At 59.2% G+C, this 14,397-nt stretch carries 9 protein-coding genes, 4 tRNA genes and 1 rRNA gene; all 14 read left to right on the plus strand.

The window, feature by feature from the left end; translation table 11 throughout:
* Positions 1-12: 12 nt before the first annotated feature.
* The 14 genes from rrf to rpoC all read left to right on the plus strand — a co-directional run bounded on the left by rrf (position 13) and on the right by rpoC (position 14,218).
* Positions 13-126 (plus strand): 5S ribosomal RNA (gene rrf, locus HHL14_RS23090).
* Positions 127-281: 155 nt separating this feature from the next.
* Positions 282-367 (plus strand) — tRNA-Tyr (locus HHL14_RS23095).
* A 39-nt stretch (positions 368-406) separates the two neighbouring features.
* A tRNA-Gly gene (locus tag HHL14_RS23100) sits at positions 407-480 on the plus strand.
* A gap of 16 nt (positions 481-496) precedes the next feature.
* Positions 497-571 (plus strand) — tRNA-Thr (locus HHL14_RS23105).
* Between the two features lie 62 nt (positions 572-633).
* Positions 634-1,824, plus strand: coding sequence for an elongation factor Tu (tuf, locus tag HHL14_RS23110; RefSeq protein ID WP_169499934.1), 1,191 nt, complete (start codon positions 634-636; stop codon positions 1,822-1,824).
* A 64-nt stretch (positions 1,825-1,888) separates the two neighbouring features.
* Positions 1,889-1,964, plus strand: a tRNA-Trp gene (locus HHL14_RS23115).
* A gap of 35 nt (positions 1,965-1,999) precedes the next feature.
* A complete protein-coding gene (secE, locus tag HHL14_RS23120) occupies positions 2,000-2,380 on the plus strand; it encodes a preprotein translocase subunit SecE (RefSeq protein ID WP_169499935.1) in 381 nt (126 codons plus the stop codon).
* A 1-nt stretch (position 2,381) separates the two neighbouring features.
* Complete coding sequence (nusG, locus tag HHL14_RS23125) at positions 2,382-2,939, plus strand: transcription termination/antitermination protein NusG (protein ID WP_075303275.1); 558 nt, start codon at positions 2,382-2,384, stop codon at positions 2,937-2,939.
* Between the two features lie 165 nt (positions 2,940-3,104).
* On the plus strand, positions 3,105-3,536 hold the full coding sequence (gene rplK / locus HHL14_RS23130; protein ID WP_169499936.1) for a 50S ribosomal protein L11: 432 nt from the start codon (positions 3,105-3,107) through the stop codon (positions 3,534-3,536).
* Positions 3,537-4,235 (plus strand): 50S ribosomal protein L1, encoded by a 699-nt coding sequence (gene rplA, locus HHL14_RS23135; protein ID WP_169499937.1) that lies wholly within the window; start codon positions 3,537-3,539, stop codon positions 4,233-4,235.
* Between the two features lie 302 nt (positions 4,236-4,537).
* Positions 4,538-5,041 (plus strand): 50S ribosomal protein L10, encoded by a 504-nt coding sequence (gene rplJ, locus HHL14_RS23140; protein WP_169499938.1) that lies wholly within the window; start codon positions 4,538-4,540, stop codon positions 5,039-5,041.
* A gap of 63 nt (positions 5,042-5,104) precedes the next feature.
* Entirely contained in the window at positions 5,105-5,482 is a 378-nt protein-coding gene (gene rplL / locus HHL14_RS23145) for a 50S ribosomal protein L7/L12 (protein ID WP_169499939.1), read from the plus strand.
* Between the two features lie 369 nt (positions 5,483-5,851).
* Positions 5,852-9,958, plus strand: coding sequence for a DNA-directed RNA polymerase subunit beta (gene rpoB, locus HHL14_RS23150; protein WP_169499940.1), 4,107 nt, complete (start codon positions 5,852-5,854; stop codon positions 9,956-9,958).
* Positions 9,959-9,979: 21 nt separating this feature from the next.
* Entirely contained in the window at positions 9,980-14,218 is a 4,239-nt protein-coding gene (rpoC, locus tag HHL14_RS23155) for a DNA-directed RNA polymerase subunit beta' (RefSeq protein WP_169499941.1), read from the plus strand.
* The last annotated feature ends 179 nt before the right edge of the window (positions 14,219-14,397 follow it).

Consider the following 14,397-nt stretch of genomic DNA (forward strand, 5'->3'; position numbering starts at 1 on the left):
CAACAAGTCATGCCTGATGACCATAGCGAGTCGGTCCCACCCCTTCCCATCCCGAACAGGACCGTGAAACGACTCTACGCCGATGATAGTGCGGATTGCCCGTGTGAAAGTAGGTAATCGTCAGGCTTCTCCTCAGTCAGAAACCCCACCCCGAAAAGGTGGGGTTTTTGCGTTTACGGCAGGACTGGAATCACTACATATAAGTGAGAACGTTGGGTTTGGAACGGTCAAGCAGGCCTTGACAAAAAGTTGTTGTTCCCCCATAATCATCAGTTCTCTGCGGAGGGGTGCCCGAGTGGCTAAAGGGGGCAGACTGTAAATCTGTTGGCTTACGCCTACGTTGGTTCGAATCCAACCTCCTCCACCAGAATGCAAGCTGTAGCAGTTGTTGGGAATCCATGACCTTGCGGGTGTAGCTCAATGGTAGAGCAGAAGCCTTCCAAGCTTACGACGAGGGTTCGATTCCCTTCACCCGCTCCAGCAACAACGAAGTAGCGCCCATGTGGCTCAGTGGTAGAGCACTCCCTTGGTAAGGGAGAGGTCGGCAGTTCGATCCTGCCCATGGGCACCAGAAGTACTCAGTGATTGTTTGCGCCCAGCGCAACGTACGGAAAATCCTCTTAGGAGTCGAAAATGGCCAAGGGTAAGTTTGAGCGGACCAAGCCGCACGTGAACGTGGGCACGATCGGTCACGTTGACCACGGCAAGACCACGCTGACGGCAGCGATCACGACGGTTCTGACGCAGAAGTTCGGCGGCGAAGCGAAGGCATACGACCAGATCGACGCAGCACCGGAAGAAAAGGCACGTGGTATTACCATCAACACTGCGCACGTCGAGTACGAAACGGCTAACCGCCACTACGCACACGTCGACTGCCCGGGCCACGCTGACTACGTGAAGAACATGATCACGGGCGCAGCGCAGATGGACGGCGCAATCCTGGTGTGCTCGGCTGCAGACGGCCCGATGCCGCAAACGCGTGAGCACATCCTGCTGGCGCGTCAGGTTGGCGTTCCGTACATCATCGTGTTCCTGAACAAGTGCGACATGGTGGACGACGCTGAGCTGCTGGAACTCGTCGAAATGGAAGTTCGCGAACTTCTGTCGAAGTACGACTTCCCGGGCGACGACACGCCGATCATCAAGGGTTCGGCCAAGCTGGCGCTGGAAGGCGACAAGGGCGAGCTGGGCGAAGTGGCGATCATGAGCCTGGCCGACGCACTGGACACGTACATCCCGACGCCGGAGCGCGCGGTTGACGGTGCGTTCCTGATGCCGGTGGAAGACGTGTTCTCGATCTCGGGTCGCGGCACGGTGGTGACGGGTCGCGTTGAGCGCGGCATCATCAAGGTCGGCGAAGAAATCGAAATCGTCGGTATCAAGGCGACGGCGAAGACGACCTGCACGGGCGTGGAAATGTTCCGCAAGCTGCTCGACCAGGGTCAGGCAGGCGACAACGTTGGTATCCTGCTGCGCGGCACGAAGCGTGAAGACGTGGAGCGTGGTCAGGTTCTGGCGAAGCCGGGCTCGATCAACCCGCACACGCACTTCACGGCTGAAGTGTACGTGCTGAGCAAGGACGAAGGTGGCCGTCATACGCCATTCTTCAACAACTACCGTCCGCAGTTCTACTTCCGTACGACGGACGTGACGGGCTCGATCGAGCTGCCGAAGGACAAGGAAATGGTCATGCCGGGCGACAACGTGTCGATCACGGTGAAGCTGATCAACCCGATCGCGATGGAAGAAGGTCTGCGTTTCGCAATTCGCGAAGGCGGCCGTACGGTCGGCGCTGGTGTGGTTGCAAAGATTCTCGAGTAACGCCAGACAGTTCTCGATAATCGGTTGTATCGGGGTTGGCGGTGTCGTCAACCCCAAATGGTTTAGGGGCATAGCTCAACTGGCAGAGCGTCGGTCTCCAAAACCGAAGGTTGGGGGTTCGATTCCCTCTGCCCCTGCCAACTATCGCGTCGTAGTGGCGCTTCGTTAAGGTGTTATGGCGAATCCTTCCGTCGAAACTGTAAATGCATCTGGCGACAAGTTGATGTTGGCCCTAGGTGTGTTGCTGGTCTTGGCCGGGTTCGTGGGGTTCTTCTGGCTGAATGGCCAGGAATGGTACATCCGCGGAGCCGCCTTGGCTGTTGGTGCGATCGCGGGTGTTGCAGTCGGTCTTCTCTCTGCGCCTGGCAAGGGTTTTATCGCTTTCGCCAAAGACTCGTACAAAGAAGTCCGTAAGGTTGTTTGGCCTACTCGCAAAGAGGCGACCCAGACAACGCTCGTGGTGTTTGGCTTCGTGGTCGTGATGGCGATCTTTCTGTGGATTAGTGATAAATCCATCGAATGGGCGATTTTCTCGGTGATTCTGGGTTGGAAATGATATGAGCGATACTCCGGCATCCCCGAGCGGTAAACGTTGGTACGTGGTGCACGCCTACTCCGGCATGGAGAAGAGCGTGCAACGAGCGCTTCAGGAGCGTATCGAGCGTGCCGGTATGCAAGACCAGTTTGGCCAGATTCTCGTTCCTACTGAAGAAGTTGTCGAGGTGAAAGGCGGTCACAAATCAGTGACAGAACGTCGTTTCTTTCCCGGCTATGTGCTGGTTGAAATGGAAATGACAGACGAAACGTGGCACCTCGTGAAGAACACGGCAAAGGTGACCGGTTTTGTTGGCGGAGCGCGTAATCGCCCGAGCCCGATTTCCCCTCGGGAAGTTGAGAAAATCATGTCGCAGATGCAGGAAGGCGTGGAGAAGCCGCGCCCGAAGACCCTGTTTGAAGTAGGCGAGATGGTGCGGGTGAAGGAAGGTCCGTTCACTGATTTCAACGGCAGCGTCGAAGAAGTGAACTACGAAAAATCGCGAGTCCGTGTTTCCGTTACGATCTTCGGCCGCGCAACGCCGGTCGAGCTGGAATTTGGCCAGGTCGAAAAGCTGTAAATCAGAATTCTACGGAACGCACCGCATGGTGCGTTCCGTATTTCGCGCTTACGGTCCGCGTAATGACCGTTGAGGAGCGTAACTAGCCAGTTTTTTCGGCGAACACGCGCTACTACTCACTGAACGTCCGCATCACGCATCCGGCGTTCCAAAGAGGTTCTCAAGATGGCAAAGAAAATCATCGGCTTTATCAAGCTGCAGATTCCTGCAGGTAAAGCCAACCCGTCGCCGCCGGTCGGTCCGGCACTGGGCCAACGCGGCCTGAACATCATGGAGTTCTGCAAGGCGTTCAACGCGCAGACTCAGGCAATGGAACCGGGTCTGCCGATTCCTGTCGTGATCACGGCATTCGCGGACAAGAGCTTCACGTTCGTGCTGAAGACGCCGCCGGCTACGGTTCTGATCAAGAAGGCAGCGAAGCTCGAGAAGGGTTCGAGCAAGCCGCATACCGACAAGGTCGGCAAGATCACCCGTGCTCAAGCTGAAGATATCGCCAAGACCAAGATGCCCGATCTGACGGCTGCTGATCTGGACGCAGCGGTTCGTACGATCGCTGGTAGCGCCCGCTCGATGGGCATCACCGTGGAGGGCGTGTAAATGGCTAAGCTTTCGAAGCGTCTGCAAGCATTTGCAGCTAAGGTTGATCGTCAGAAGCTGTACCCGCTCGAAGACGCTCTGTCGCTCGTGAAGGAATGCGCAAGCGCAAAGTTCGACGAGTCGATCGACGTTGCAGTTCAGCTCGGCATCGATGCGAAGAAGTCGGACCAGGTGGTTCGCGGTTCGGTCGTGCTGCCCGCTGGTACCGGTAAGTCGGTCCGCGTCGCTGTGTTCGCACAGGGCGAAAAGGCTGAGCAGGCTCGTGCAGCTGGCGCAGAAGTCGTCGGTATGGAAGACCTGGCAGAACAGGTCAAGGCCGGCAATCTCGACTTCGACATCGTGATCGCTTCGCCGGACACGATGCGTATCGTCGGTACGCTCGGTCAGATCCTCGGCCCGCGCGGCCTCATGCCGAACCCGAAGGTCGGTACGGTTACGCCGGACGTCGCGACTGCGGTCAAGAACGCCAAGGCTGGTCAGGTGCAATTCCGTGTCGACAAGGCCGGTATCATCCACGCGACCATCGGCCGTGCTTCGTTCGAAGCTGCAGCTCTGCGTAGCAATCTGAGCGCGCTGATCGAAGCGCTGCAAAAAGCAAAGCCGGCAACGAGCAAGGGCGTGTACCTGCGCAAGGTTGCTCTGTCGAGCACGATGGGTGTTGGCGTTCGCGTCGACCAAACGTCGATCGCAGCGCAGTAAAGAATTTGCCGCTCCGGTTCTGGCTGGGGCGGTCTTTATGGGCTTTGGGCGGTTGTGAGGTGGCAGTCTGCATCGCACAACCGGTTGTCAAAGACCGTTGGCGGGCACGCAGCAGGTAGGCGAGTCCTTAATGTAAAGCCAACGCAGATGGCGAACCCGAAAAAGTTTTGTAGTGATGAAGCCGTTGGATATCCGCAGCAATGTGGAGCTCAAGCGGTCGAAATACTCCTGACTGGTCGGACGCCGTTATTGAACGCGGTACACAAGGCGCACGCTGCGTGTATCGAATCTGGAGGTTAACCGTGCCACTCAACAAAGAAAGCAAGCAGGCCGTCGTCGCTGAGGTTGCCGCGCAAGTCGCGAAAGCTCAGACCGTGGTTCTGGCTGAGTATCGTGGAATTGCGGTTGGCGATCTGACCAAGCTGCGCGCGAAAGCGCGTGAGCAACAGGTTTATCTTCGTGTGTTGAAGAACACGCTGGCGCGTCGCGCTGTCGAAGGTACCCCGTTTGCTCCGCTGGCAGAGCAGATGACTGGCCCCCTGATCTACGGCATCTCGGAAGATGCAATTGCTGCTGCTAAGGTCGTCAACGACTTCAGCAAGAGCAATGACAAGTTGGTCATCAAGGCTGGTTCCTACGAAGGCAAGGTGATGGACAAAGCTGGCGTGCAAGCGCTGGCAAGCATCCCGAGCCGCGAAGAACTGCTCTCCAAGCTGTTGTACGTTATGCAGGCTCCTGTTTCTGGCTTTGCGCGCGCTCTGGCCGCGCTGGCAGAAAAGAAACAAGGCGAAGAAACCGCTGCGTAATGCACTTCAGTCGAGCGTGATTGATCGCTGGCTGTATCCGAATTCAATTTAGGAGTATTTCAAATGGCAATCGCAAAAGAAGACATCCTCGAAGCCGTAGGCTCGATGTCGGTTCTGGAACTGAACGAACTGGTTAAGGCGTTCGAAGAGAAGTTTGGCGTGTCGGCAGCTGCTGTTGCAGTGGCAGGCCCGGCAGGTGCAGGCGGCGGCGCTGCTGCAGCTGAAGAGCAGACCGAATTCACGGTCATCCTGACTGAAGCCGGTGCAAACAAGGTTTCGGTCATTAAGGCTGTTCGCGAACTGACGGGTCTCGGCCTGAAGGAAGCGAAGGACCTGGTCGACGGCGCACCGAAGCCCGTTAAGGAAGCGGTGCCCAAGGTTGCTGCTGAAGAAGCCAAGAAGAAGCTGGAAGAAGCCGGCGCGAAGGTTGAAGTCAAGTAAGTTTCAACGCGCTGTGCGAAGGCTGGCGGTTTTTCACCGCCGGCCTTTTTGTGCTTTGTGGGGGCTACGTTTTTGCAGGTGCTAGCCGGCAAGAATGTGACCCCAGAAGCCAAAGAAAATCGCCAATCGGCAACATTGACCGGCGTTTCTCTTTGTCTTCTGAAGCGACTGCAGAAGGCAAGTTTGGTCGGGTAGCGGGCAACACAGGCATCCGCTGCCGTCAGCCAGCGGTTGGTAGCGGCCAACCACCAAGCTTCTAGGCTCGTTCAAGCCATCGGACGGCCATCGGGTCTCAGTCGGTGAACACTCGGGTTGTCTCATCAAGGTACCCTGCCTCGACAACTATGCCCGCCGTGATTCGGAGATCGTATGCAATATTCCTTCACCGAGAAGAAGCGTATTCGCAAGAGTTTTGCGAAACGCCCCATCGTTCACCAAGTACCTTTCCTGCTGGCTACCCAGCTTGAATCATTCAGCACGTTTCTGCAAGCAGATACGTCGTCCACGCAACGCAAGCCGGAAGGCCTGCAGGCTGCGTTTACTTCCGTTTTCCCGATCGTTTCACATAACGGCTTCGCGCGTCTGGAGTTCGTCAGCTACATGCTGTCGCCGCCGGCATTCAACATCAAGGAATGTCAGCAGCGCGGCCTGACGTACTGCTCGGCGCTGCGCGCCAAAGTGCGTCTGGTACTGCTCGACAAGGAATCGCCGAGCAAGCCGGTCGTCAAGGAAGTGAAGGAACAGGAAGTGTACATGGGCGAAATTCCGCTCATGACGCCGACCGGTTCGTTCGTCATCAACGGCACGGAACGTGTGATCGTTTCCCAGCTGCATCGTTCGCCGGGCGTGTTCTTCGAACACGACAAGGGCAAGACGCACAGCTCGGGCAAGCTCCTGTTCTCGGCACGTATCATTCCTTACCGCGGTTCGTGGCTCGACTTCGAGTTCGACCCGAAGGACGTGCTGTACTTCCGCGTCGACCGTCGCCGCAAGATGCCGGTCACGATCCTGCTGAAGGCAATTGGCCTCACGCCGGAACAGATCCTCGCAAACTTCTTCGTGTTCGATAATTTCACGCTGATGCCGGAAGGCGCGCAGATGGAATTCGTGCCGGAGCGTCTGCGTGGTGAAGTCGCGCGTTTCGACATCACGGACCGTGACGGCAACGTGATCGTCCAGAAGGACAAGCGGATCAACGCCAAGCACATTCGCGATCTCGACAACGCGAAGACCAAGTTCATCTCGGTGCCGGAAGACTACCTGCTCGGCCGCGTGCTCGCGAAGAACGTGATCGACGGTGATACCGGCGAAGTCATCGCGAACGCGAACGACGAAATCACCGAAACCGTGCTCGACAAGCTGCGCGAAGCGAAGATCAAGGACATCCAGACGCTCTACACGAACGATCTGGACCAGGGTCCGTACATCTCGTCGACGCTGCGTATCGATGAAACGGCCGACAAGATGGCCGCGCGCATCGCGATCTACCGCATGATGCGCCCGGGCGAGCCGCCGACCGAAGAAGCGGTCGAAGCTCTGTTCAACCGTCTGTTCTACAGCGAAGAAGCGTACGACCTGTCGAAGGTCGGTCGTATGAAGTTCAACCGCCGCGTCGGCCGTGACGAAATCGTCGGTCCGATGACGCTGCTGGACGACGACATCCTCGCGACGATCAAGATCCTCGTCGAGTTGCGTAACGGCAAGGGCGAAGTGGACGACATCGACCACCTCGGCAACCGTCGTGTGCGTTGCGTCGGCGAACTCGCGGAGAACCAGTTCCGCGCGGGTCTCGTGCGTGTCGAACGTGCCGTGAAGGAACGCCTCGGTCAGGCAGAAAGCGAAAACCTGATGCCGCACGACCTGATCAACTCGAAGCCGATTTCGTCGGCGATTCGCGAGTTCTTCGGTTCGTCGCAGCTGTCGCAGTTTATGGACCAGACCAACCCGCTGTCGGAAATCACGCACAAGCGTCGTGTTTCCGCACTGGGCCCGGGCGGTCTGACGCGCGAACGCGCAGGCTTCGAAGTCCGCGACGTGCACCCGACCCACTACGGCCGCGTGTGCCCGATCGAAACGCCGGAAGGTCCGAACATCGGTCTGATCAACTCGCTCGCTCTGTACGCGCACCTGAACGAATACGGCTTCCTCGAAACGCCGTATCGCAAGGTTGCGGACGGCAAGGTGACCGACCAGATCGACTATCTGTCGGCGATCGAAGAAGGTCGTTACGTGATCGCTCAGGCGAACGCGGCAGTGGCCGACGACGGTACGCTGACCGACGAACTCGTGTCGTCGCGTGAAGCGGGCGAAACGCTGATGGTTACGCCGGACCGCATCCAGTACATGGACGTGGCGCCGTCGCAGATCGTGTCGGTGGCAGCTTCGCTGATTCCGTTCCTAGAGCACGACGACGCGAACCGCGCGTTGATGGGTTCGAACATGCAGCGTCAGGCTGTGCCGTGTCTGCGTCCGGAAAAGCCGGTCGTCGGTACGGGCATCGAGCGCACGGTTGCGGTCGACTCGGGTACGACGGTTCAGGCACTGCGTGGCGGTGTGGTCGATTACGTCGACGCAGGCCGTATCGTGATTCGTGTGAACGACGACGAAGCGGTTGCTGGTGAAGTTGGTGTGGATATCTACAACCTCATCAAGTACACACGTTCGAACCAGAACACGAACATCAACCAGCGTCCGATCGTGAAGATGGGCGACAAGGTTGCGCGTGGCGACGTGCTGGCTGACGGCGCATCGACCGATCTGGGCGAGCTCGCGCTCGGCCAGAACATGCTGATCGCGTTCATGCCGTGGAACGGCTACAACTTCGAAGACTCGATCCTGATCTCGGAGAAGGTCGTTGCGGACGATCGTTACACGTCGATCCACATCGAAGAACTGAACGTCGTTGCACGCGACACGAAGCTCGGACCGGAAGAAATCACGCGCGACATCTCGAACCTCGCTGAAGTGCAGCTTGGCCGTCTCGACGAGTCGGGCATCGTGTACATCGGCGCGGAAGTCGAAGCGGGCGACGTGCTGGTCGGTAAGGTCACGCCGAAGGGCGAAACCCAGCTGACGCCGGAAGAAAAGCTGCTGCGCGCGATCTTCGGCGAGAAGGCATCTGACGTGAAGGACACGTCGCTGCGCGTGCCGTCGGGCATGAGCGGTACCGTGATCGACGTGCAGGTGTTCACGCGCGAAGGCATCCAGCGCGACAAGCGTGCTCAACAGATCATCGACGATGAACTGAAGCGCTATCGCCTCGACCTGAACGACCAGCTGCGCATCGTGGAAGGCGACGCGTTCCAGCGTCTCGCACGTATGCTCGACGGCAAGGTCGCGAACGGCGGTCCGAAGAAGCTCGCGAAGGGCACGAAGATCGAACAGGCTTACCTGGAAGATCTGGATCACTACCACTGGTTCGACATCCGCCTCGCGGACGAAGAAGCAGCGGCGCAGCTCGAAGCGATCAAGAACTCGATCGAAGAAAAGCGTCACCAGTTCGACCTGGCCTTCGAAGAGAAGCGCAAGAAGCTCACGCAAGGCGACGAACTGCCGCCGGGCGTGCTGAAGATGGTCAAGGTGTACCTGGCAGTGAAGCGCCGTCTGCAGCCTGGCGACAAGATGGCAGGCCGTCACGGTAACAAGGGTGTCGTGTCGAAGATCGTGCCGATCGAAGACATGCCGTACATGGCCGACGGCCGTCCGGCTGACGTCGTTCTGAACCCGCTCGGCGTGCCGTCGCGGATGAACGTGGGTCAGGTTCTCGAAGTGCATCTGGGTTGGGCCGCGAAGGGTCTCGGCTGGCGTATCGGCGAAATGCTGCAGCGTCAGGCGAAGATCGCTGAACTGCGCGAATTCCTGATCAAGATCTACAACGAATCGGGCCGCGCCGAAGAGCTGGACAACTTCAGCGACGACGAAATCCTCGAGCTGGCGAAGAACCTGCGCGAAGGCGTGCCGTTCGCAACGCCGGTGTTCGACGGTGCGACGGAAGAAGAAATGTCGCGCGCGCTGGATCTGGCATTCCCGGACGACATCGCTGAAAACCTCGGCATGACGCCGTCGAAGAACCAGGTGCGTCTGTACGACGGCCGCACGGGCGAGATGTTCGAACGTACGGTGACGGTCGGCTACATGCACTACCTGAAGCTGCACCACCTGGTCGACGACAAGATGCACGCGCGTTCCACGGGTCCGTACTCGCTCGTCACGCAGCAGCCGTTGGGCGGTAAGGCGCAGTTCGGTGGCCAGCGTTTCGGTGAAATGGAAGTGTGGGCGCTCGAAGCGTACGGCGCATCGTACGTGCTGCAGGAAATGCTGACGGTGAAGTCGGACGACGTGACGGGCCGGACCAAGGTGTACGAGAACCTGGTCAAGGGCGATCACGTGATCGATGCCGGCATGCCTGAGTCGTTCAACGTGTTGGTGAAGGAAATCCGGTCGCTGGGTATCGACATCGACCTGGACCGGAACTAATCGGACTACTGGAGAGAAGCGATGAAAGCTTTGCTCGATCTATTCAAGCAAGTCCAACAACCTGAAGTTTTTGATGCGATCAAGATCGGTCTGGCCTCGCCGGACAAGATCCGTTCGTGGTCGTTCGGTGAAGTCAAGAAGCCGGAAACCATCAACTACCGCACGTTCAAGCCGGAGCGGGATGGTCTGTTCTGCGCGAAGATTTTCGGTCCGATCAAGGACTACGAATGCCTTTGCGGCAAGTACAAGCGCCTGAAGCACCGTGGCGTGATCTGCGAGAAGTGCGGCGTCGAAGTGACGCTCGCGAAGGTGCGTCGCGAACGGATGGGCCACATCGAACTGGCCTCGCCGGTTGCGCACATCTGGTTCCTGAAGTCGCTGCCGTCGCGTCTGGGCATGGTGCTCGACATGACGCTGCGCGACATCGAGCGCGTGCTGTACTTCGAAGCATACGTGGTGATCGATCCGGGCATGACGCCGCTGAAAGCGCGTCAGATCATGACCGAAGAGGATTACTACAACAAGGTCGAGGAATACGGTGACGAATTCCGCGCTGAAATGGGCGCGGAAGGTATCCGTGAACTGCTGCGCGCGATCAACATCGACGAGCAGGTCGAACTGCTGCGCACGGAACTGAAGAACACCGGTTCGGAAGCGAAGATCAAGAAGTACGCGAAGCGCCTGAAGGTGCTCGAGGCGTTCCAGCGTTCGGGCATCAAGCCGGACTGGATGGTCCTCGAAGTGCTGCCGGTGCTGCCGCCGGAACTGCGTCCGCTGGTGCCGCTCGACGGCGGCCGTTTCGCGACTTCGGACCTGAACGACCTGTATCGCCGCGTGATCAACCGTAACAACCGGTTGAAGCGTCTGCTCGAGCTGAAGGCGCCTGAAATCATCGTCCGCAACGAAAAGCGGATGCTGCAGGAAGCCGTCGACTCGCTGCTCGACAACGGTCGTCGCGGTAAGGCAATGACCGGCGCGAACAAGCGTCCGCTGAAGTCGCTCGCCGACATGATCAAGGGTAAGGGCGGTCGTTTCCGTCAGAACCTGTTGGGTAAGCGGGTCGACTACTCGGGTCGTTCGGTGATCGTGGTCGGCCCGACGCTCAAGCTGCATCAGTGCGGTCTGCCGAAGCTGATGGCGCTCGAACTGTTCAAGCCGTTCATCTTCAACAAGCTCGAAGTGATGGGTGTCGCTACCACCATCAAGGCTGCGAAGAAGGAAGTCGAGAACCAGACGCCGGTCGTGTGGGACATCCTCGAAGAGGTGATCCGCGAACATCCGGTCATGCTGAACCGTGCGCCGACGCTGCACCGTCTCGGTATCCAGGCTTTCGAGCCGGTGCTGATCGAAGGTAAGGCAATCCAGCTGCACCCGCTCGTTTGCGCGGCGTTCAACGCCGACTTCGACGGTGACCAGATGGCCGTTCACGTGCCGCTGTCGCTCGAAGCGCAGATGGAAGCGCGCACGCTGATGCTGGCGTCGAACAACGTGCTGTTCCCGGCTAACGGCGATCCGTCGATCGTGCCGTCGCAGGATATCGTGCTCGGTCTGTACTACGCGACCCGCGAAGCAGTGAATGGCAAGGGCGAAGGCCTGTCGTTCACGGGCGTGTCGGAAGTGCTGCGCGCGTACGAGAACAAGGAAGTCGAGCTGGCCTCGCGCGTCAACGTGCGGATCACTGAAATGGTCCACAACGAAGACAAGTCGGAAGGCGCGCCGGCATTCGTGCCGAAGATCACGCTGTACGCGACGACCGTGGGCCGCTCGATCCTGTCGGAAATTCTGCCGCCGGGTCTGCCGTTCTCGGTGCTGAACAAGCCGCTGAAGAAGAAGGAAATCTCGCGTCTGATCAACACGGCGTTCCGCAAGTGCGGTCTGCGCGAGACGGTGATTTTCGCCGACCAGTTGATGCAGTCGGGTTTCCGTCTGGCAACGCGCGCTGGTATCTCGATCTGCGTCGACGACATGCTCGTGCCGCCGCAGAAGGAAACCATCGTCGGCGACGCCGCGAAGAAGGTGAAGGAATACGACCGTCAGTACATGTCGGGTCTCGTCACGTCGCAAGAGCGCTACAACAACGTGGTCGACATCTGGTCGGCAACGTCGGAAGCGGTCGGCAAGGCGATGATGGAGCAGCTGTCGACGGAACCGGTCACGGACCGCGACGGCAACCAGACGCGTCAGGAGTCGTTCAACTCCATCTACATGATGGCCGACTCGGGTGCTCGTGGTTCCGCGGTTCAGATCCGTCAGCTGGCCGGTATGCGCGGCCTGATGGCGAAGCCGGACGGCTCGATCATCGAGACGCCGATTACGGCGAACTTCCGCGAAGGCCTGAACGTGTTGCAGTACTTCATCTCGACCCACGGTGCACGTAAGGGTCTGGCTGATACGGCACTGAAGACCGCGAACTCGGGTTACCTGACGCGTCGTCTCGTCGACGTGACGCAGGATCTGGTCGTCGTCGAGGAAGATTGCGGTACGTCGAACGGCGTGGCAATGAAGGCGCTGGTCGAAGGCGGTGAAGTGGTCGAAGCGCTGCGCGACCGTATTCTGGGTCGTGTGACCGTGGCTGACGTCGTCAACCCGGAATCGCAGGAAACGCTGTTCGAAGCGGGCACGCTGCTCGACGAAGACGCGGTCGAAGACATCGAACGTCTCGGCATCGACGAAGTGCGCGTGCGCACGCCGCTGACCTGCGAAACGCGTTACGGTCTGTGCGCGGCCTGTTACGGTCGCGACCTGGGCCGTGGCTCGTCGGTCAACGTCGGCGAAGCAGTCGGCGTGATCGCTGCGCAGTCGATCGGTGAGCCGGGCACGCAGCTGACGATGCGTACGTTCCACATCGGTGGTGCGGCGTCGCGTGCGGCGGTTGCTTCGTCGGTCGAAGCGAAGTCGAACGGTACGGTGCGTTTCACGTCGACGATGCGTTACGTGACGAATGCGAAGGGCGAGCAGATCGTCATCTCGCGTTCGGGCGAAGCGATGATTACCGACGATCACGGCCGCGAGCGCGAGCGTCACAAGGTGCCGTACGGCGCGACGCTGCTGCAGCTCGACGGTGCGCAGATCAAGGCGGGCACGCAGCTGGCCACGTGGGATCCGATGACGCGTCCGATCATCACCGAGTACGGCGGTACGGTGAAGTTCGAAAACGTCGAGGAAGGCGTGACGGTCGCGAAGCAGATCGACGACGTGACGGGTCTGTCCACGCTGGTCGTGATCGACGTGAAGCGTCGTGGTTCGCAAGCGTCGAAGACGGTGCGTCCGCAGGTCAAGCTGCTCGATGCGAACGGCGAGGAAGTGAAGATCCCGAACACCGAGCACTCGGTGCAGATCGGCTTCCAGGTCGGCGCGCTGATCACCGTGAAGGACGGTCAGCAGGTGCAGGTCGGTGAAGTGCTCGCACGTATCCCGACCGAATCGCAGAAGACGCGTGACATTACCGGTGGTCTGCCGCGTGTGGCGGAGTTGTTCGAAGCACGTTCGCCGAAGGACGCAGGTATCCTGGCGGAAGTCACGGGTACGACGTCGTTCGGTAAGGACACGAAGGGCAAGCAGCGTCTCGTTATCACGGACCTCGAGGGCAACCAGCACGAGTTCCTGATCGCGAAGGAAAAGCAGGTTCTGGTGCACGATGGTCAGGTCGTCAACAAGGGCGAAATGATCGTCGACGGGCCGGCGGATCCGCACGACATCCTGCGTTTGCAGGGCGTCGAAGCGCTGTCGCGTTACATCGTGGACGAAGTGCAGGACGTGTACCGTCTGCAGGGCGTGAAGATCAACGACAAGCACATCGAAGTGATCGTGCGTCAGATGCTGCGCCGCGTGCAGATTACGGACAACGGCGATACGCGTTTCATCCCGGGCGAACAGGTCGAGCGGTCGGACATGCTCGACGAGAACGACCGTATGATCGCGGAAGACAAGCGTCCGGCAACGTACGAAAACGTGCTGCTCGGTATCACGAAGGCGTCGCTGTCGACCGATTCGTTCATCTCCGCGGCGTCGTTCCAGGAAACGACCCGCGTGCTGACCGAAGCGGCGATCATGGGCAAGCGCGACGATCTGCGTGGCCTGAAGGAAAACGTGATCGTCGGCCGTCTGATTCCGGCTGGTACGGGTCTCGCGTTCCACAAGGCACGCAAGAGCAAGGAAATGGCCGACCGCGAGCGTTTCGATCAGATCGCAGCGGAAGAGTCGTTCGACTTCGGTACGCCGGAAGCCCCGGCTGCCGAACAGCAGCACTCGGGCGAATAAGTCCTGGGGCGGCTTGCGCCGCCTCGGCTTAACCGCCTCGAAAGCCGCTCAGTTTCGACTGAGCGGCTTTTTTATGCGCGTTTCTTTCGTGCGCGATACGGCGCATGTCGACGGAATTGCGTCGATGATGCCTAGGCCAATCGGCTAACGTTGTCGCAAACCGAGGGCGTGGAGCGAAT

Origin of the sequence: Paraburkholderia antibiotica (genome assembly GCF_012927125.1) — a bacterium.
Taxonomy (GTDB): domain Bacteria; phylum Pseudomonadota; class Gammaproteobacteria; order Burkholderiales; family Burkholderiaceae; genus Paraburkholderia; species Paraburkholderia antibiotica.

Excerpts from the sequence above, each read along its gene's own strand:
- secE (WP_169499935.1), top strand. The coding sequence starts at position 2,000 with ATGGCGAATCCTTCCGTCGAAACTGTAAATGCATCTGGCGACAAGTTG.
- rpoC (WP_169499941.1), top strand. The coding sequence starts at position 9,980 with ATGAAAGCTTTGCTCGATCTATTCAAGCAAGTCCAACAACCTGAAGTT.
- rplA (WP_169499937.1), top strand. The coding sequence starts at position 3,537 with ATGGCTAAGCTTTCGAAGCGTCTGCAAGCATTTGCAGCTAAGGTTGAT.
- tuf (WP_169499934.1), top strand. The coding sequence starts at position 634 with ATGGCCAAGGGTAAGTTTGAGCGGACCAAGCCGCACGTGAACGTGGGC.
- rpoB (WP_169499940.1), top strand. The coding sequence starts at position 5,852 with ATGCAATATTCCTTCACCGAGAAGAAGCGTATTCGCAAGAGTTTTGCG.
- rplL (WP_169499939.1), top strand. The coding sequence starts at position 5,105 with ATGGCAATCGCAAAAGAAGACATCCTCGAAGCCGTAGGCTCGATGTCG.
- nusG (WP_075303275.1), top strand. The coding sequence starts at position 2,382 with ATGAGCGATACTCCGGCATCCCCGAGCGGTAAACGTTGGTACGTGGTG.
- rplK (WP_169499936.1), top strand. The coding sequence starts at position 3,105 with ATGGCAAAGAAAATCATCGGCTTTATCAAGCTGCAGATTCCTGCAGGT.